This is a genomic window from Streptomyces sp. NPDC044003, assembly GCF_056435185.1.
The window spans coordinates 60,946-77,504 of sequence record NZ_JBWKFA010000019.1; the positions used below are offsets into that span (position 1 = coordinate 60,946).

Sequence of the window (16,559 nt, forward strand, 5' to 3'; positions counted from 1 at the left end):
CCGCACCCACCCGAAGATCCTTTACGGGACAACCCTTAGTCTGCGGCGGGCGCTTTCAGCGCCGAGTCGGATCCGATCGGGCTCACGCGCTTCTTGGAAGAGCCCGCCGCTCTTACAGAAGGGCGCTTGACGTCGTTCAGCTTCAGGGGTTCTGGCACAGCTTTCATGCGGAGTGACGCTCCGTTATGGCTGGACATCGAAGAGAGCGATGGAAGGTGGGGCCGGGGCAAGCACTGCGCGAAGGCGGGTGAGTATGGACCGCCACTGTTTCCAGTCCTCCGAGTCGACCCAGTTTGAAGCTGGCCCGTCCTCGTCGCTGGCGATGCGGGCGAGGGCTTCGTCGGCGAGGGCCCGTAGGTCGGCAGGGAACACGGGCATAGGTGTTTCCGGACCGTAAGACATGTCGACGGGTTCGCCTCCCGGGCATTGCGCTGCGATGAGTGCAGCGGCGGCCACCGCCTCTTCTGCTTCCGTGAGATAGCCGGTGGCGTCGATCGTCCGGATGAGGACGCCTCGGATCAGGGCTTCGCGAGCCTCGGGCTCGGCGTCGTCGAGAGCGTTGGCGAAGTCCGCGGCTGTGTCGTTGTCGAAGGGACCGGTATCCCAGGTACCCATGCTGATCTCCCTTGCGTAAGGTCGCCCGGATCCTCGCATCAGGGACTAACAACATGACTACGGGGCGAGCAGAACCCGCTTGCGTAGAAGTTGGAAGCCAGCGCGTCCGAACATCTGCCGCTTGAGCATCTTGATCCGGTTGACGTGGCCTTCGACGACTCCGGAGTTCCTCGGTCTCGGTCAGCGTCTCGGGTCGGCTGAGGATCCATCTCGTCACCACGAGGGGTGCCGGCGGTTGCGCGGTGACCGGCCGTGGCGAGGTGCGCTTCTCTCGCAGGTAGGCGCTGACCCGGCCGTAGCTGCCGCGATAGCCCAAGGGAGCGATCTCGTCCCAGAGCTTGCAGGCGTTGGTGCAGCCCTGGTCCCAGCGTTCGTCCAGGTAGGGCTTGTACTCGTCGAGAATGGAGGTCCGGTTGTGCTGCCACTGGCCACGAAAGAGGTCTTCCGGCTTCGCAGCGTCGGCGAGGATCTTGACGGTGCGGTGGGTCATGGCCAGCTGGCGCCCGATGGAGCGGCTGCTGTGGCCGGCTTCCAGCAGAGCGTGGACCGTGGCGTGTCGGGCTCGGACGCGGTTGGCGAACCGCTCGCTCCGCCAGGGAGAGTCCGCCTTCTCCTCGGGCAGCCCAGGTGGTTCGGCCTTCGCCTCGGGATCGGGGACCAGGACGCGAAGGCACTGGCGGTGGCGGGCGACAGCCCGCTCGGCGGCTTCCCCGAGGTTGTGCCACAAATGCCAGCGGTCAGGGTGTAGTCGCTGGTCGGATGGTGGCTGGCGCGTCGGTCCCGGGGTAGGTGTCGAGGTCTTCCGAAGATGGCGGTTCCTACGCCGCCTATCTGGAAGACCTCGACGTGCCTGACGCTACCTTCGGCTGTCCTGACCTGACCACGTTCTGCCGCCTGGATGAGCTCGGCATGGTCGTGGTCGGCCAGCGTCTGGAGCCCGATCGCGCGGTCCTGGCGTGCCGGGTCCTGGAGGCCGATGACGGCACCGACGGCTGGTGCCGACGCTGGCGGGTGTGCAGCGGGTCCAACGAGGCGGCTGGACATGATGCCGGGCCGCTCCGAGGTCGCGTTCGAGGCCTGGCTTATCCAGTGCCCCAGGCGTGGCGCGAGGCCGTGGAGCTCGTCGCGATGGACGGGTTCACGGGCTTCAAGACCACCGCCGCTGAGGAGATCCCCCGCCGCGTTCAACAGACCACCCGCGGCCGCCGCAGCCGTAAGAACGACCCGCTCTACCGTGCCCGGCGAACCCTGCACACCGGTGCCGAACTGCTCACCGACAAGCAGGCGCCCGGCTCACGGCCCTGTTCTCCATCGATGAGCACGTCGAGGACGAGGTCACCTGGGGTAGCTACCAGCGGCTGATCGCCGCCTACCGGCACCCCGACCCAGCCGTGGGCCGCGGGCTGATGGTCAAGCTGATCAGATCGCTCAGCGCCGGCGTCCCCATGCCACTGGTCGAGATCGCCAAGCTCGACCGCCCATGAGCAAGCGATCCGCTGAGGTACTGGCCTACTTCGACCGGCCCGGCACCAGCAACGGTCCAGCCGAAGCGATCAACGGCCGCCTGGCGCACCTGCGCGGCTCCGCCCTCAGCTTCCGCAACCTCACCAACCGGCAACCACAGATCCGGAGTTGAACTCGCCGCAGGTGAGGTGCCGGGACGGATCGGCGTCGGCTGCCCGACCAGGGACAGCGAGGCGCAAACGCAGCCGGAGGGCCGATCTTGTGTCACCGTTCAAAGTGGACTTCTTCGCGTACCCGCTCAGATCGGTCAACGGCGCACCCGATAGCGCAGGTGAAGCACCCGGTTGCCCTGAATCACCACGTCAGGATCCTCCAACAGGTGCTGCGCGTGGACCGACCCGAAGTAGGGCTTGCCGGACCCGAACACCACCGGTACGACGTCCATGCGCACCTCGTCGACCAGACCCGCGGCAAGCACCTGGCCACCGACGTCGCCGGCGGCGACCTCGACCAGGCGGTCACCCGCAAGCTCCTGCGCCTTGGCCATCGCTGCCTCGACGCCGTCGACGAAGCGGAACGGCGCCTCGGGGTCCCAGCCCTCGGGCTCCGGCCGGTGCGTGACGACGACCATGTGGTCGATCCCGCCCGGAGGCTTCCCGTCCCAGCCGTTCGTCAGGTCGAAAACGTGGCGGCCGACGACCGTCGCCCCGATCTGGTCCCAGTACGGCCGGATGTAGTCGTAGGACGTCTGCGACACCTTCAGCTCGCCGCTCTCGTCCAACGGGACGTCACCGCTGAACAACCAGTCGAAAAGCGGTCCGGGCTGGTCGTTCTCGTCCGCGACGAAGCCGTCCACCGACACCGAGCTGTACATGACCACCTTGCCCACGGGGCCCTCCTCTGCTTTGGGGTGCCCCAAATTAACCTGTCGTGAGCTGTCGCTCTTGTAAGAAATCAATCGGCCTGCCACGGCCAGCCGTCCAGCACGTGGCCGGGATGTTCGCGCAGGAACCACTGCCGGACTTCGACGTACCAGGTCGGCGTGAGCCCGGTGAACGCCCGGAGCTCGTGGCCGAAGTGGGCCTGGTCGAAATAGCCTGCGCCACCGCGAGGTCGCCCCAGTCGATCGGTCCAGCGGGGTCGATCACAAACACGGCGGCAGCGAAACGATAGGTACGGGCCAGCCGCTTCGGCGTGTCGCCGATGAGCTCCTTGGAACCGCTGCGCCAGATGAGTGCTGCTGACACCGGCTGCCACGCTCAGGTCGCCGATCGCCACCGCCCCGCTGATCGCCGCGATGACGCTGCTCGTATGGCGGACCAGCCCCAGGCCGGCGGTCTCGCACAGCTGTCGCATCAGGTCCACCTCGAGCAGCGTCAGCATCCCGTGCGGTCCATCCGCGGTAGCCAGCCTGTCTCGAAGCTCAGCAATGGCGGGCCGGCCCCAAACCTGTGCTCCACTGTCGCCAGCCGGTCACAGAGCTCGGCCGCGGGCATCGGCAGGAACGGCACCAGCCCCCACGGCTTGAAGTGCACGCCGACGGACCGGGCCCGGAGTGGGTAACCGAACTTCCAACGCTCGGGTGGGCATGGTGACCACGCAGCCGTCGGCGTACTCGGCCGTCTCGATGTCGGTGCCGGAGCGGATGCGAAACGGCGCCCGCGGCCGACAATGAGCACCGCCCACGGCATCGGTGGCAGCGTCAGCCGGGCGTACAGCGGCGCATCCCTCCAGGTAGTAAAGGTCGTCGATCAGCCCGTCCAGCGGCGGTCGCGGCACTCTGGACAAGGTCAGGCGCAGCTTGAACTGCCCTATCGGACGACGACGTTGTACGCCGGAATGATCAAGGGCTGCACGTCGACATGGCCGAGGTCCGCAAGGATCGGGCCGAACGTCTTCGCGTGGGCTTCCAGGGCTTCCGCGCTCTCCCAGACCTCGGTCACGCGGAACCCGCCGTCAACCGGCCCCGCCGCGTGAGAGATCAGGCCTGGATTCGATACGTCTGCGAATCGTGTGAAGCCCTGCCCGTCGGTCACACGTTCAATGACTGCGTCGTAAAGCTCCTGTCCGGCGCCAGGGAAGTCGAAGGTAACGATGATGGCCATATGGAAGCCCCCTGCCTCGGTCCGCCGCGTGAATGCGGCCACGCCGGAGATTCTAGCCGTAAGTAACCAATGCAGTTCACAGAGTGACGGAATCTTGCCCGGCGGTTGGGGCGTACTGCTCCTGCTCCATCGGCGCCGGCCTCGGCATGGAACTCTGACACCGGGCCATCCCCGCGCGAACGGGGAACAGTCCGCACAGCCCTGGATCGAGCAGAGGTTGTCGAGCTCGACAACCCGCCGTCCGCGCTCAGGTGGATCTAGGCCGTGTCTCTTCGATCAGCTGAATCGTTGAGGTGGTCATGCTCAGCTGGGGGATCTCACGGACGCCGAGTGGGCGGTGCTGGAGCCGCTGCTGCCGAGGAGCAACAACCGCTGTGGGCGGTGGCGGGACCACCGGCAGGTGATCAACGGGATCATTCACCGGCGCGCCACCAGCTGCCAGTGGCGCAGCCTGCCTGAACGTTTCGGCCCGTGGCAGACCGTCCACAAGCGGCATCTGGTGTGGTCGGCCGACGGCACCTGAGGGAAGCTTCTCCAGCATGTTCAGGCCGTCGCCGATGCCGAGGGCGACGTCGACTGGGACATCAACGTCGACTCCACCTCGGTGCGGGCTCATCAGCACGCCGCCGGGGCGCCGAAGGCCCCACCGCCCACCGTCTCAAAGGGGGCCGCACAAAGATCAGTTCACGTGCGCGCGCACATGCGCCCATGCTCGTTCTGGGAGGAGGCGGTGCGGCGGGTGAGGCTCTCGGCCGGTCTCGTGGCGGGCTGACCACCAAGGTTCATCTGGCGGCCGACGGCAAGTGCCGTCCGCCGTCACTGGTCATTACGCCGGGGCAGCGGGCGGACTGCACGCAGTTCGAGCCGGTCATGGACAAGATCCGGGTCCCGCGGCTGGGGCCTGGGCATCCACGGCGGCTGCCGAACAGTGTGGCGGCGGACAAGGCGTACAGTAACCGCGTGATCCGCAGGTATCTGCGGCGTCGCGGGATCCGGCACGTGATCCCGGAGAAGAGCGATCACAAGGCCGCCCGTCGCAAGCGTGGTTCACACGGCGGGCGGCCTGCGGGCTTCGACAAGGCCCGCTATCGAGCACGCAACTCGGTGGAACGGGCGATCAACAAGTTGAAGCAGTTCAGGGCCGTGGCAACCCGGTATGACAAGTGCGGTTACGTCTATCTCGGCACCGTCACCGCCGCAGCGCTGCTCGCGTAGCGGCCCGTGAAACTCATCGGTCACCCCACAGACGACGGCCATAGATCGAAGAGACACGGCCTAAAGCGTGTTGCAGAAGGTGGTGTCCGGGCAGGTCAGGGCCGGGTTCGTGGCCGGTCTGGTCATGCGGCGAGGGCGAGGTTGTGCATGTGGGCGACGGCCTGGACCGCGTAATGGAGACCGTTGCCGCGCTGCCGGCAGTCGCGGAGGATCTTGTAGTGCTTCATGCGGGCGAAGGCGTGCTCGACGCGGGCCCGGACCCGTCGGTGTTCGGTGTTGTCCTGCTCCTCGCCGGGCAGGAGGGCCCGTCCGGGGCGTTTGCGGTGTGGGACGACGAGGCCGGTGTTGATGTAGGCGCCGTCGGCGAGCACGGTCACGCCCTCGCAGGCGGTGGCCAGGCCGGAGTCCCGCCAGGCTTTCGCGTCCGCGGTGTTTCCGGGCACCGGGCGGGCCGTAGCGATCACCAGTTGGTGTCGGCGTCGATGATGACCTGCACGTTCGCCGAGAACCGGTAGTTGCGGGAGGAGGCTGCGACGGTGCGGTCGCGGACCGGGATCAAGGTTCCGTCCACGATCCACAGCCGGTCCATGTCGGCGACCGGCCGCGGGGCGGGCTCCAGGGCCAGCAACGGCCGCAGGCGGTGGATGACGCGGCAGACGGTGGCCGGAGAGATTCCGAAGAGCGGGGCGAGCTGCCGCATGGTGAGGTTGGTGCGGTAGTAGACGGCAACCAGCAGGACCCGGTCGGCCAGCGGCAGGCACCACGGCCGGCCACCACCGGGCCCGTTCCCACCCCGTTCCCGCACGGCCTTCAGAAGCCGCTCGAACTGCCGCATCCGCAGACCGGTGAACGTCTCCACCCACAAAGGCTCAGCCCTCAACACCCCACGCATACAGGGGAAATGCCCGAACCGAAGCCTTCTGCAACACCCTTTAGTGCCCCAACCCCGCCCAGGAACGACGACAGCGCCGTCCCGGGCGGGAGGCTCTCGGCTCAGGGGCCGACGTATTCGTACACGCCCCCATGCGGGTGTCGTAGCACCGCTCGGTGACCGTTGGGGGTGGGCTGCGTCGGCATCACCACGGTGGCACCGGCTGCAACCCCTTCCTCGACGGCAGCGGCCAGATCTCCGACAACCAGAGTGGCACTCACCCCGGCGACCCTCTGCACTGCCTCGTCCGGACCGCAGAACAGCAGGAAGGGCCCGACACTGGCCAGTTGCACACCGGCGAACTCGAAGCGGCTGGCCGTCTGGTCCGTCAGCCGCTCGTAGAAGGGGAGGGCCGCCTCCAGGTCGTCAACGCGCTGTCGTGCGATCACCGAGTCGATCTTCATCGGCATGCTGGAACACCTCTTCAGGGTCAGGGTCTGCGTTGTAAACGGTCATTGTCATCGCAACCATCGTTTCAAGTCTGGCCGCGGCCGGGGCCACCAACGGTCAGCCATCGCCACGGCCTGCCCGGCGGCGCTCTCGCAGCGAGATGCGGTTGCCGTCCGGATCCACCGCCTCGATGCGGATGCCGAACCCGTAGTCCTCCGGCTCAGGCTGGTCGAAGGTCACACCGCGGTCGCGGAACACCTTGAAGTCCTCCCGCAGGTCGTCCGACTCAAGGAAGACCGGGCCGGGCGCGGCGCCCACCAGTACCCCGGCCGGCTGCCCCGCGGCCGCGGCGTGCGCCCACAGGACGAGCTCGACCGGACTGTCGGGGACGCCCACGGTGAGGAAACGTCCGCCGGGATTGGGGAAGTCGATGCGCTTCTCCAGGCCGAGCTGCTCCGTGTAGAACCTCAGCGCACGGTCCTGATCGGTCACGTAGAGCGTCACGTACATGACGTTGGTCAGCATCGTGTTGTTGTCCTTCCATGAGGAATAGTCAAAAGCTATGGATGGGTGTCGAGCGTCGGGGCGTCATCCGTTTGCTCGCCGGTGAAGTGGTCGGCGGCGGCGTCCCAGATCTCGTCGGTCACGCCGGGAGCACCGTCCTGGATATGGGTAGCGGCCTCAGCCAGCGCGAGCGCCGCCCGCTCCTCGTCCGTGAAGAAGCGCGTTTCGCGCCTCGCGACGACGTTGTGCAACCGCTCGCCGGGTCTCACTGGCCTTCTTCGCCGGTGCGATCGAGGCGAAGACGCAGGGGCTGCAGCCGTTGATCTGGCTGGTGCGCAGGTGGACCAACGACAGCAGGCGCTTGTCGACGCCCCGCGTGAATCACCTTGTTCAGCTGCGTCGCTGAGCGATCCCCGCGAACAGCTTGGGGCTCCCCGCACCCTTCAGTCTTGCGTCCATGGTCCTGCTCCTTCATCCATCGGTTACCTGCGCCCTTCCGGGCCCGTCATCACCCATGACGGAGCGGATCCGAGGAAGGTAACAACATGTCCGACACCAGCCCCACGGCCTCGATAGTCGAGGCGTTCGAATCCCAGCGCGACCGTCTGCGCGCGGTCGCCTACCGCATGCTCGGATCACACGCCGACGCCGAGGACGTGGTCCAGGAGGCATGGCTGCGGCTCTCCCGCCAGGACACGGCGGCCATCCAAAACCTCGTCGGCTGGCTGACCACGGTGGTCGGCCGGATCAGTCTCGACGTCCTGCGATCGCGCCAGGCCCGTCCCGAGGCGTCCTACGAGGACTGTCTGCCCGATCTCGTGGTGACGCTCGACGACGGTCCTGCTCCGGAGGAGGGTGTGCTGCTCGCCGACTCGGTCGGTCTCGCGCTCTTCGTCGTCCTCGAATCGCTCCGGCCGAACGAACGGCTGGCGTTCGTGCTGCACGACCTGTTCGCGGTGCCGTTCGACGAGATCGGCAAGATCCTCGGCAAGTCCACCGACGCCGCAAAGATGCTCGCCAGCCGCGCCCGCAGGAAGGTGCAGGCGGCCGAGCGGCCGACACATGTCGAACGGGGGCGGCGAGAGGTTGTCCAGGCCTTCCTGGCGGCGGCCCGCGACGGCGACTTCGAGGAGTTGCTGAGGGTGCTCGACCCCGAGGTGAGTCTGACCGTCGACACCCCCGCCGGCGTGGTCGTCACGCTCGGCGCCACCAAGGTTGCCGCCGGCGCGCAGCTGGCTGCCAGCGCAGCCCCACTAGGGCGAGCGGCGTTCGTCAACGGGCGCCCCGGAGTCATTTCCTGGCGCGAGGACGGCTCCCCGCTCTCGGTCCTCGCGTTCACCGTCGTCGACGGCCGGATCACCGACATCACGGCCGTGGTCGATCCGGCCAAGCTCGGGCTGATGGACCTGCCGGATCCGGCGTGAGTCCCGTCGAGGGCAGTCGCCGCCAGTGAGAGCAGTGAAGGTATCTGGATCAGTTGGGCTCGGTCAGGCAGCAACGGCCTCGGGCCGTTCGACCAGCTGACCGCCTTAGCCTCGGGCTTCATGAAGCGGTCTGTCCGACAGGTGATCAGAACAGCGAAAAGTGCCTCTGACCAGCAAGAATGAGGATTGTCGAGGTCCTTGTTCCTGCCATCGCCAGAGGCACTTCTCAGGTGAAGAAGAGTATCGGGTGTACCCGCCTGTCCGCGTCGGGGACGTCGGCCTCGGTGGTCACCCAGGCCGGGGCTGTGCTGCTGGTGGAGACGGTCCGCAAGACCGGTCTGGACGCGGCGATATCGGAGGCCCTCGCGCCCTGACGCAAGCCGAGAGCAGTGCACGATCCGGGTCAGATTTTGCTGGACGTGGCACTCGCGGTGGCGCTGGGTAGGGACTGCCTGGCCGATGCGGCGATGCTGCGGGCCGAGCCGGCCGTGTTCGGGCCGGTGGCCTCCGATCCGACCGTCTCCCGGCTCATCGACGCCCTCGCCACAGCCTGCCCAAAGACGCTTGCGAGGATCCGAACCGCGCGGGCCGAAGCGCGTGAACGGGCATGGAAGCTGGCCGGTGACGCGGCACCCGATGCCGGTGGGCAGGTGATCGTGGATCTGGACGGCGTCCTGGTGATCGCGCACTCCGACAGGCAGGACGCCGCCGCGACCTGGAAGAAGACTTACGGACACCACCCGCTCATGGGCTTCGTCGACCACGGCCGCAGCGGGTCCGGCGAGCCGGTCGCGGGCCTGCTGCGGCCCGGGAACGCAGGATCCAACACCGCGGCCGACCACATCACCGCCGCCCAGCTCGCCCTGACTCAGCTTCCCAAGACCTACCGGCGCGGACGCCGGACACTGATCCGTACCGCCTCCGGCGGTGGCACCCACGCCTTCGTCACCTGGCTCACCCAGCGCGGGCGGTGGCTGTCGTACTCGGTCGGCATGACCATCACCGCCGACCTCCACCAAGCCGTACTCAAAGTCCCGGCCACCGCGTGGACGGCGGCCCTCGAACCCGGAGGCGAGATCCGTGACGGCGCGTGGGTCGCCGAACTCGCCGGTGACGTCCTTGCCGGCTGGCCGAAGGGAATGCGGCTTATCGTCCGCAAGGAACGGCCCCACCCCGGCGCCCAGTTGAGCATCCCCGACGCCGACGGCATGCGCCTGACCTGCTTCACCACCAACACCAAGAACACCTCGATCGCCGGGCTCGAACTGCGGCACCGCCAGCGCGCGAGGGCGCCGAGGACCGCATCCGGGCCGCGCGGGCCACCGGCCTGCGTAACCTCCCCCTCCACACCACCGCGCAGAACCAGCTCTGGCTGGAGATCACCAGATCGCCCTGGACCTGCTCGCCTGGATGCCGATGCTCACCCTGATCGGCCCCGCCCGGCGCTGGGAACCCAAACGCCTGCGGCTGCGGCTGTTCTCCACCGCCGGCCAGCTCGTCACCACTGGTCGGCGCCGCCTCCTCCGCCTGGCCCGCCACTGGCCCTGGACCGACGTGATCACCGACGCGCTGGCACGGCTCGCAACCCTTCCGAACCCCGGCTGACCAGCACCTTCCCGCCTCTGCGAGTAGCACCACACCACCGGAGCCGTGGAACCCGGCGCCCACCCGACGCGGCAGCCGGGCCACCAGCCTGCCCACGGTCAGACCCGAAAACCGAAACGGCCCGCCGGAAGAACCGACGGACCGTCATGAAAGATCGAGGCTAACGCGGAGAATCCGGCATTTCACTTTCGCGCTAATCGATGGCGCATTTCACGTTCCATCTCGTCGCTGAACTCTGACGATTCCCAAACAATCCTCGGCCACTCCGGACCGGATCGGATTGGTTCGGTGCGGATGGGTTCGGTGCGGATCGGTCCGCGTCGCCGACCCTCGCGTTCGACGGTGTGCCCTGTGGCGCGGCACTGGCGTTACGGTCTCTCCGTTCGTTGCCGTTCGAAAGGAATCCCCATGAATCTGCCTCCATCCGGCAGGCGCGTCCTCGTCACTGGCGCGTCGCGTGGCCTCGGGCGCGCGGTGGCCCAGGCGTTCGCGGCCAACGGCGACCAGGTGGCCGTCCACTTCGGGTCACGCGCCGAGGAGGCACGTGTGACGTTGGAGTCCCTTGCCGGCACGGGGCATGTGCTGGTCGGCGGCGACCTTGCGGACCCGTCCGGGGCGGCTTCCGTCGTGGACAAGGCGGCGGAAGCACTCGGCGGGATCGACGCCCTCGTGAACAACGCGGCGGTGAACATCCGCCACCCCCTTGCGGAGACTCCGTACGAGGAGTGGGTGACCGTCTGGCAGCAGCACGTCGCGGTGAATCTGCTCGCCACGGCGAACCTGAGCCATCTCGCCGCCCGGCTCATGATCGAGCAGGGAGCGGGAGGCCGGATCGTGAACATCGGCTCTCGGGGCGCCTTCCGCGGTGAGCCCGACCATCCGGCGTACGGGGCGACGAAGGCCGCCGTGCACGCGCTGGGTCAGTCCCTCGCGGTCTCGCTCGCCCCTTACGGGATCGCCGTCGCCTCGGTCGCCCCCGGCTTCTTCGCAACCGAGCGCGTCGCGCCGCGCTTGGAGGGGCCCGAGGGTGAGTCGATCCGGGAGCAGAGCCCGTTCGGCCGGGTGGGCACGGCCGAGGAGATCGCGGCGGCAGTACTCTGGCTCGCCTCCCCCGCTGCCGAATGGTCCTCCGGCACGATCCTCGACCTCAACGGGGCCTCACATCTACGGAGTTGATGGCCGCGAGCCAGCGAGCGAGGGTGTCCCCCCAGCGCTCTTCCGCATCGCGCTCGGTCCAGGGCGTCTCCGCCGGTACGCCATCCTCGACACGTACGGGACGTGGGCTGGGCTCCCGTAGCTCCGGAGTTCCCGCGCGCGTCCGACAGGTCTTCAGGAAGCCGCAAGCGCAGGCTCCTTCAGCGTCGGGTAGTCGGTGTAGCCCGTCTCCCCACCCGTGTACATCAGGTACTGGTCCCGTACGGCGTTGAGCGGCGCCCCGACGCGCAGGCGTTCGACCAGGTCCGGGTTGGCCAGGAAGCCGCGGCCCAGGGAGATCAGGTCGGCACCGGCGGCGAGCAGCCGCTCGCCGGCGCCGCGGCCGCCGTCGGCGGGCAGCGGTCCTCCCCACCCGAGGACGGGGTTGGCGATCAGCGTGCCCGGCCAGGCCCTGCGGATCTCCTGGAACAGCGGCTGGTCCGGGTCGGCGAACACCACATGCAGGTAGGCGAGACCCTTTTCGGCCAGAGCGGCGACGAGAGCGGGATAGATGCTGTCGGTGTCACCCTCCTCGACGCCGTTGACCCCGACTCCCGGGGAGATACGCACCCCGACCCGCTCGGGGCCGATCGCGTCCGCGACGGCCTGGACCACCTCGACCGCGAACCGGATCCGGTGCGCGACCGAACCGCCGTACGCGTCGGTGCGCTGGTTGGTGTTCTTCGCGAGGAACTGGTGGATCAGGTAGCCGTTGGCGGCGTGCACCTCGACCCCCTCGAAGCCCGCTTCCACGGCCCGTCGTGCGGCGTCCGCGAAGTCGGCCACGGTCGAGCCGATCTCGTCGACGGTCAGCTCGCGGGGAACTACGGCGGGCCGACGTCCGCCGGTGGTGTGGATCTCCTCGGGCAGCGCCACCGGCGAGGGCGCGACGGGTACGTGACCGCTGGTGTCGGGGTGGCCGACCCGCCCGCCGTGCTGGATCTGCACGAACATCCGCCCGCCGGCGTCCCGTACGGCGTCGGTGACCTCGCGCCATCCCGCCACATGGGCGGAGGTGTGCAGCGCGGGGATGTTGGCGTAGGTCTGGCCGACGGCGCTCGGCGTGGTGGCCTCGGCGATGATCAGGCCGGCGGAGGCGCGCTGCGCGTAGTACGTGGCCATGAGCGAAGTCGGCACTCCGTCGGCGCCGGCGCGGTTACGGGTCAGCGGGGCCATGACCAGCCGGTTGGGGAGGGAGAGGGGGCCGAGGTTGGTGGCTTCGAAGAGGCGGGATCCGCCTGCGTTGTTCGTCATGCCGGTACCGTAGAACTTGACACTGATGTCAGATTCAAGTGGAACGTGGGAAGCGGAGTGGAGCGGACGATGCGGATCGGCGAGCTGTCACGGCGCTCCGGGGTGAGCGAGCGCTCCCTGCGCTACTACGAGCAGCAGGGCCTGCTGCAGTCCGAGCGCACCCCCGGTGGCCACCGCGCCTACGGGGACTGGGCGGTCGACCGTGTCATCCGCATCCAGGCCCTGTACGCGGCGGGCCTGGGCAGCAAGAAGATCGCGCTGCTGCTCCCGTGCATGCGGGACGCGGACGGCGGCCCGACCGAGCTGACCACCGGTGAGCTGGTCGAGGAACTGGTCGTCGAGCGCGAGCGTATCGACCGCTTGATCCTCGACCTCGTCCGCTCCCGTGACGTCCTGGACGAGGTCATCGACGCGGCGAGCGCCAGGACGTGAGGACTACCAGGGCGTGAGGCCCGCAGGACGTGACGCCCGCCAGGACGGGCCCCGTGCGTCAGGTTCTCCGGGCGGCCTCAGCTAGTCAGGCGGTGAACGTCAGGCGCAGGTGAGGCAGTTGTAGCCTGCGCTGCGCTTGACGCCGGTCTTGTCGTAGAAGGTGTAGTGCCCGTCGGAGTCACGCCAGATTCTGAAGTCGCCGGTCGCGCCGATGTAGGCGTCCGCGTTGGTGGCGTTCTCGTTGGCGTAGATTCCGAGGTTCACCGAGTGGCCGGCCGCCTTGAAGGTCTCCTTGCCGACGGCACCGTCGACGCCGACTCCGAGCTCCCTTTGCAGACGCTGGGTGGCGTCGACGGTCTTCTGGCCGTAGACACCGTCGATGTCGTTCCAGGCGAGCTCGCCGTTGGCCCAGAGGATCTTCTGCCACAGGCAGGTCGCGTTGGAGCGGCTGTTCTGCGTGGTCGACAGGACGCCCTCGTCGTCTCAGTCGTTGAAGGGCGAGCCGCTGCCGTTGATGTAGGTGGCACCGTTGTAGCTGTTGCCGGCGAAGGCCGGCGTGACCACCGGGCCGCCGAGCATGAGCGTCGCTGCGGTCACTGCGAGGAGGGGGAGGGCGGTCAGCTTCGTCTTGCCCTTGATCATGGTTCCTCCGGGCAGGACGCGGCGGCCGTGCGGTTTCGCCGCCGCGTCGCGGGACTGTGGGCTGGTGGATCAGAACCAGATGGGATCGTTCTCGTACGCAGGCGACTGCAGCACCACCTGCGAGCCGGCGTTGTTCGGGTTGAGCGTCACGCAGAGGCTGCTCGTGGCGACGGGGCAGATCAGGCGGTTGGCGGGCCCGCCGGCACCGTAGTTCAGGACGCCGAACCGCTGGTTCTTGCGCCCGTTGCAGTCCCACAGGATCAGGCCGGTGCCCTTGCTGTAGTTGGCACCCGGGACGTCCATGCAGAGTGCGTTGTTGTACCTCGGGTGGAAGTACCAGCCGCCTTCCACAGCGGACTGGAGGCACCACTGCTCGTTCTTCTGGACCACACCGTCGTTCTCGTAGGCGATGATCCATGCGCCCTTGCCGCCGGCCTTGGCGGCATTGAGGTACCTGCCTCCGGCGGCGTTCTGCCAGGTGGTCGCCTGTCATCCGTTGGAGCAGCTGAAGTCCGCGGCCGCGGCGGGAGTCCCTGCGGCTGCCGTGATGCCGCAGACGGCGGCGAGGCTGAGAAGGGCGCTGAGCAGCAGGCGCAGGGGGCGGGATTGCGTAGGAGACATGTCGGGGCTCCGGTCGCTCGGGGCGTGGTGGTGGGTGCGTTCGGCGTGGCGGGTGATCCTGTGGCATCGGGGGGTTCTCCCCCAGCGAGCCCCGGGACGGGTCGTCGCCGGCCGGCGGGTGTCAGGAGAAGACGTCCAGGCTGAGCTTGCCGCTCCACGGGATGGAGACGTCGGGCGCGCTGATGTCGCCCACGTAGGCCAGGCAGACGCGGGCGCCGGCCTTGAAGTCGGTGCCGAGCCTGCGGCGGACGCCGTCACCCACGTCGACCGCCTGGCCCCGGACGGTGCGGTCGCCGCACTTGTACCAGAACGCCTTCATGCCACCGGGCGATCGGGTGACCTGGAGGTAGATGTCGCTGCCCGCCACGGTGACCGTGTGCGGGTTGATGGCGTAGGTGTACTGGCGGGTGACGGTTCCCTGGACGTACTGGGTGGTGGCGGACGCGGGGCCTGCGCCGACAGTCAGCGTGATGGCGAGGCCGGCCGTGATGACGCCGAGGGTGCGCATGCCGTTCTTGGGAGCTGGCATCGGTGTCCTTCGGTGGATTCGAGGGAGGGGCGAGGCGAGTCTTGTCACCCGGCCCCTCCTCGCCGGTGGCGGATCAGCTGCTGGCGGCGCTGGTGCAGGCGCTGGAGCCGCCGCAGTAGGTGATGTCCCAGTGGCTGCCCTCGTTGGCGTAGACGTTGCCGGCCGAGGAACGCCAGCGGGTGGCGCCGTCGCTGCGGTTGGAGATACGGGTGAAGCTGTTCTTGATGTACGCGTCGTTGCAGGTGTTGTGGGCTATGTCGGCCTTGTAGCCGTTCCAGTGGCTGTAAGTGCCGCTCGCGTGGCCGGTCTCGGTTCCGCCGGTGACGTCGATGGCGCAATCGCTGGCGGTACGCAGGGTCTTCAGGCCCGTGACGGTGGCCGCGTTGATCTGCTCGAACGAGGTGGAGGTGCTGTTGTTGCGGTCGGTGCAACCGCCGCTGGAGCTCCAGGTGATGCCCACGCTGCGCAGCGCGGAGGCGGCGGAGCTCTGCGTCATCTTGGTGACGGCGAAGGCGTTGCCGGGCATGGCGAGCAGAAAGGCCGCGCCGGCGACGGAGACGACGGTGGAGATGCGGTGGACGGATCGCATGGTGGAGGGTCCTCACGAGTCGTTGAACGGCCAGACCAAGGCGGGTCAGACCAGGTCGGCCAGTTCAGTGCAGTTCATTTCGGGGCACGTCAGGTCAGGGGCCGGTGGGGCAGGTGGATTGGGGCTCGATCCTCACGCCGGTGACGGTGATCCCGGACTGGACCTGCCACTGCTGGTTCGGCGGAAGGCAGGTGACGTACGGGCCGGAGCCGTGGTCGGTAAGCCGCCCCGGCACGGGGTCCGGCGATCGGAATGATCGTCGGTGCCCCGCTCATGGCCGGACTCGCCCGCAACTGGCCAGGGCGCTCCAGCCTCCTGGGGTTCGTCCTCGTGTTCTTGGCAGCCCACATCGTGGGCGCTGCCACCTCGAGCTTTCCGGCGCTGGTTGTTTCCCGGGTGGTCGCGGGCCGCTGACGCCCCGGCCTTGCGATCGGAACTCGCACAGCTCACAAGGCCGCGGTTGCTCCTGGTCATGCTGCTCGGTGCCACGGTGAACGCGGCGACCTTCGCCGGCTTCACCTTCCTCGCCCCCGTCGTGACCGACACCGCCGGGCTGGGTGAGCTGTGGATCTCGGTAGCCCTGGTGCTCTTCGGCACCGGTTCCTTCGCCGGGGTCACCGTCGCCGGCCGGCTGTCCGACCGGCTTCCGGGCGCGGTCATCGGGATCACCAGGCGCTGCTGCTGATCGGCTGGCCGGCGCCGGCCGTGATTGCTGACAGGCCGGTCGCCCTGCTCGCCCTCGTGTTCGTCCAGGGCGCGCTGTCCTTCGCCCTGGGAAGCACGCTGATCACGCGGGTCCTCTACGAGGCGGCAGAAGCCCCCACGATGGCCGGCTCCTACGCGACCGCCGCGCTGAACGTGGGGGCCGCGGTCGGCCCCCATGTCGCCGCGGCCACCCTCAGCACTCCGGTCGGGGACTTGGGACCGCTGTGGGCCAGCGGACTCCTCGTCCTGCTCGCGCTGCTCGTCGCATTCCCACGCGCGGTGTGATCGCAGCCGGACGGGGCGGCGAGGTGCCCCAGTGACGCCTGCGCACGCCTCTCTT

16 protein-coding genes and 8 pseudogenes are annotated in these 16,559 nt (G+C 68.4%); 8 read left to right on the plus strand and 16 right to left on the minus strand.

The window, feature by feature from the left end; translation table 11 throughout:
* Positions 1–183 precede the first annotated feature (183 nt).
* Complete coding sequence (locus AC07AW_RS39755; protein WP_478820344.1) at positions 184–615, minus strand: DUF4259 domain-containing protein; 432 nt, start codon at positions 613–615, stop codon at positions 184–186.
* A gap of 121 nt (positions 616–736) precedes the next feature.
* On the opposite strand from AC07AW_RS39755, the gene AC07AW_RS39760 reads away from it, so the two are divergent.
* Positions 737–1,363: a hypothetical protein gene (locus AC07AW_RS39760; protein ID WP_478820345.1), complete on the plus strand. Its 627-nt coding sequence runs from the start codon at positions 737–739 to the stop codon at positions 1,361–1,363.
* Between the two features lie 273 nt (positions 1,364–1,636).
* Positions 1,637–2,251, plus strand: a pseudogene (locus tag AC07AW_RS39765) (transposase); the annotation flags it as partial.
* A 135-nt stretch (positions 2,252–2,386) separates the two neighbouring features.
* Here the strand turns inward: AC07AW_RS39765 and AC07AW_RS39770 are convergent.
* From AC07AW_RS39770 to AC07AW_RS39780, 3 genes are all read right to left on the minus strand, one after another.
* Positions 2,387–2,968 carry a dihydrofolate reductase family protein gene (locus AC07AW_RS39770; protein ID WP_478820346.1) on the minus strand — a complete coding sequence of 194 codons (582 nt, stop codon included), beginning with the start codon at positions 2,966–2,968 and terminating at the stop codon, positions 2,387–2,389.
* A gap of 65 nt (positions 2,969–3,033) precedes the next feature.
* Positions 3,034–3,462 (minus strand): hypothetical protein, encoded by a 429-nt coding sequence (locus AC07AW_RS39775; RefSeq protein ID WP_478820347.1) that lies wholly within the window; start codon positions 3,460–3,462, stop codon positions 3,034–3,036.
* 428 nt (positions 3,463–3,890) lie between these two features.
* Positions 3,891–4,226 (minus strand): hypothetical protein, encoded by a 336-nt coding sequence (locus AC07AW_RS39780; RefSeq protein ID WP_478820348.1) that lies wholly within the window; start codon positions 4,224–4,226, stop codon positions 3,891–3,893.
* A gap of 265 nt (positions 4,227–4,491) precedes the next feature.
* Between AC07AW_RS39780 and AC07AW_RS39785 the strand changes: the two are divergent.
* Positions 4,492–5,399 (plus strand): annotated as a pseudogene (locus tag AC07AW_RS39785) (IS5 family transposase).
* Between the two features lie 122 nt (positions 5,400–5,521).
* Here AC07AW_RS39785 and AC07AW_RS39790 read toward each other — a convergent pair.
* The 4 genes and pseudogenes from AC07AW_RS39790 to AC07AW_RS39805 all read right to left on the minus strand — a co-directional run.
* Positions 5,522–6,291, minus strand: a pseudogene (locus AC07AW_RS39790) (transposase family protein).
* 101 nt (positions 6,292–6,392) lie between these two features.
* Positions 6,393–6,740 carry a VOC family protein gene (locus AC07AW_RS39795; RefSeq protein ID WP_478820349.1) on the minus strand — a complete coding sequence of 116 codons (348 nt, stop codon included), beginning with the start codon at positions 6,738–6,740 and terminating at the stop codon, positions 6,393–6,395.
* 97 nt (positions 6,741–6,837) lie between these two features.
* A complete protein-coding gene (locus AC07AW_RS39800) occupies positions 6,838–7,245 on the minus strand; it encodes a VOC family protein (RefSeq protein ID WP_478820350.1) in 408 nt (135 codons plus the stop codon).
* Between the two features lie 71 nt (positions 7,246–7,316).
* Positions 7,317–7,596 (minus strand): annotated as a pseudogene (locus AC07AW_RS39805) (carboxymuconolactone decarboxylase family protein); the annotation flags it as partial.
* A gap of 173 nt (positions 7,597–7,769) precedes the next feature.
* On the opposite strand from AC07AW_RS39805, the gene AC07AW_RS39810 reads away from it, so the two are divergent.
* The 3 genes and pseudogenes from AC07AW_RS39810 to AC07AW_RS39820 all read left to right on the plus strand — a co-directional run bounded on the left by AC07AW_RS39810 (position 7,770) and on the right by AC07AW_RS39820 (position 11,429).
* Positions 7,770–8,648 carry a sigma-70 family RNA polymerase sigma factor gene (locus AC07AW_RS39810; RefSeq protein WP_478820351.1) on the plus strand — a complete coding sequence of 293 codons (879 nt, stop codon included), beginning with the start codon at positions 7,770–7,772 and terminating at the stop codon, positions 8,646–8,648.
* Positions 8,649–8,895: 247 nt separating this feature from the next.
* Positions 8,896–10,253: pseudogene (locus AC07AW_RS39815) on the plus strand (IS1380 family transposase).
* A gap of 408 nt (positions 10,254–10,661) precedes the next feature.
* A complete protein-coding gene (locus tag AC07AW_RS39820; protein ID WP_478820352.1) occupies positions 10,662–11,429 on the plus strand; it encodes an SDR family NAD(P)-dependent oxidoreductase in 768 nt (255 codons plus the stop codon).
* Between the two features lie 153 nt (positions 11,430–11,582).
* Here the strand turns inward: AC07AW_RS39820 and AC07AW_RS39825 are convergent, their stop codons facing one another.
* Entirely contained in the window at positions 11,583–12,701 is a 1,119-nt protein-coding gene (locus AC07AW_RS39825) for an alkene reductase (RefSeq protein ID WP_478820353.1), read from the minus strand.
* Between the two features lie 69 nt (positions 12,702–12,770).
* On the opposite strand from AC07AW_RS39825, the gene AC07AW_RS39830 reads away from it, so the two are divergent.
* Positions 12,771–13,133 (plus strand): MerR family transcriptional regulator, encoded by a 363-nt coding sequence (locus AC07AW_RS39830; RefSeq protein WP_478820386.1) that lies wholly within the window; start codon positions 12,771–12,773, stop codon positions 13,131–13,133.
* A gap of 99 nt (positions 13,134–13,232) precedes the next feature.
* Here the strand turns inward: AC07AW_RS39830 and AC07AW_RS39835 are convergent, their stop codons facing one another.
* The 7 genes and pseudogenes from AC07AW_RS39835 to AC07AW_RS39865 form a co-directional block, all read right to left on the minus strand.
* On the minus strand, positions 13,233–13,397 hold the full coding sequence (locus AC07AW_RS39835) for a hypothetical protein (protein ID WP_478820354.1): 165 nt from the start codon (positions 13,395–13,397) through the stop codon (positions 13,233–13,235).
* 24 nt (positions 13,398–13,421) lie between these two features.
* Positions 13,422–13,601, minus strand: a pseudogene (locus AC07AW_RS39840) (peptidoglycan-binding domain-containing protein); the annotation flags it as partial.
* A gap of 15 nt (positions 13,602–13,616) precedes the next feature.
* Positions 13,617–13,775, minus strand: coding sequence for a hypothetical protein (locus tag AC07AW_RS39845; protein WP_478820355.1), 159 nt, complete (start codon positions 13,773–13,775; stop codon positions 13,617–13,619).
* Positions 13,776–13,844: 69 nt separating this feature from the next.
* Positions 13,845–14,237, minus strand: a pseudogene (locus tag AC07AW_RS39850) (RICIN domain-containing protein); the annotation flags it as partial.
* Between the two features lie 27 nt (positions 14,238–14,264).
* Complete coding sequence (locus AC07AW_RS39855) at positions 14,265–14,396, minus strand: hypothetical protein (RefSeq protein WP_478820356.1); 132 nt, start codon at positions 14,394–14,396, stop codon at positions 14,265–14,267.
* Between the two features lie 121 nt (positions 14,397–14,517).
* Entirely contained in the window at positions 14,518–14,925 is a 408-nt protein-coding gene (locus tag AC07AW_RS39860) for a hypothetical protein (RefSeq protein ID WP_478820357.1), read from the minus strand.
* 73 nt (positions 14,926–14,998) lie between these two features.
* Positions 14,999–15,514 (minus strand): hypothetical protein, encoded by a 516-nt coding sequence (locus AC07AW_RS39865; protein ID WP_478820358.1) that lies wholly within the window; start codon positions 15,512–15,514, stop codon positions 14,999–15,001.
* A gap of 243 nt (positions 15,515–15,757) precedes the next feature.
* Between AC07AW_RS39865 and AC07AW_RS39870 the strand changes: the two are divergent.
* Positions 15,758–16,504 (plus strand): annotated as a pseudogene (locus AC07AW_RS39870) (MFS transporter); the annotation flags it as partial.
* Between the last annotated feature and the right edge of the window lie 55 nt (positions 16,505–16,559).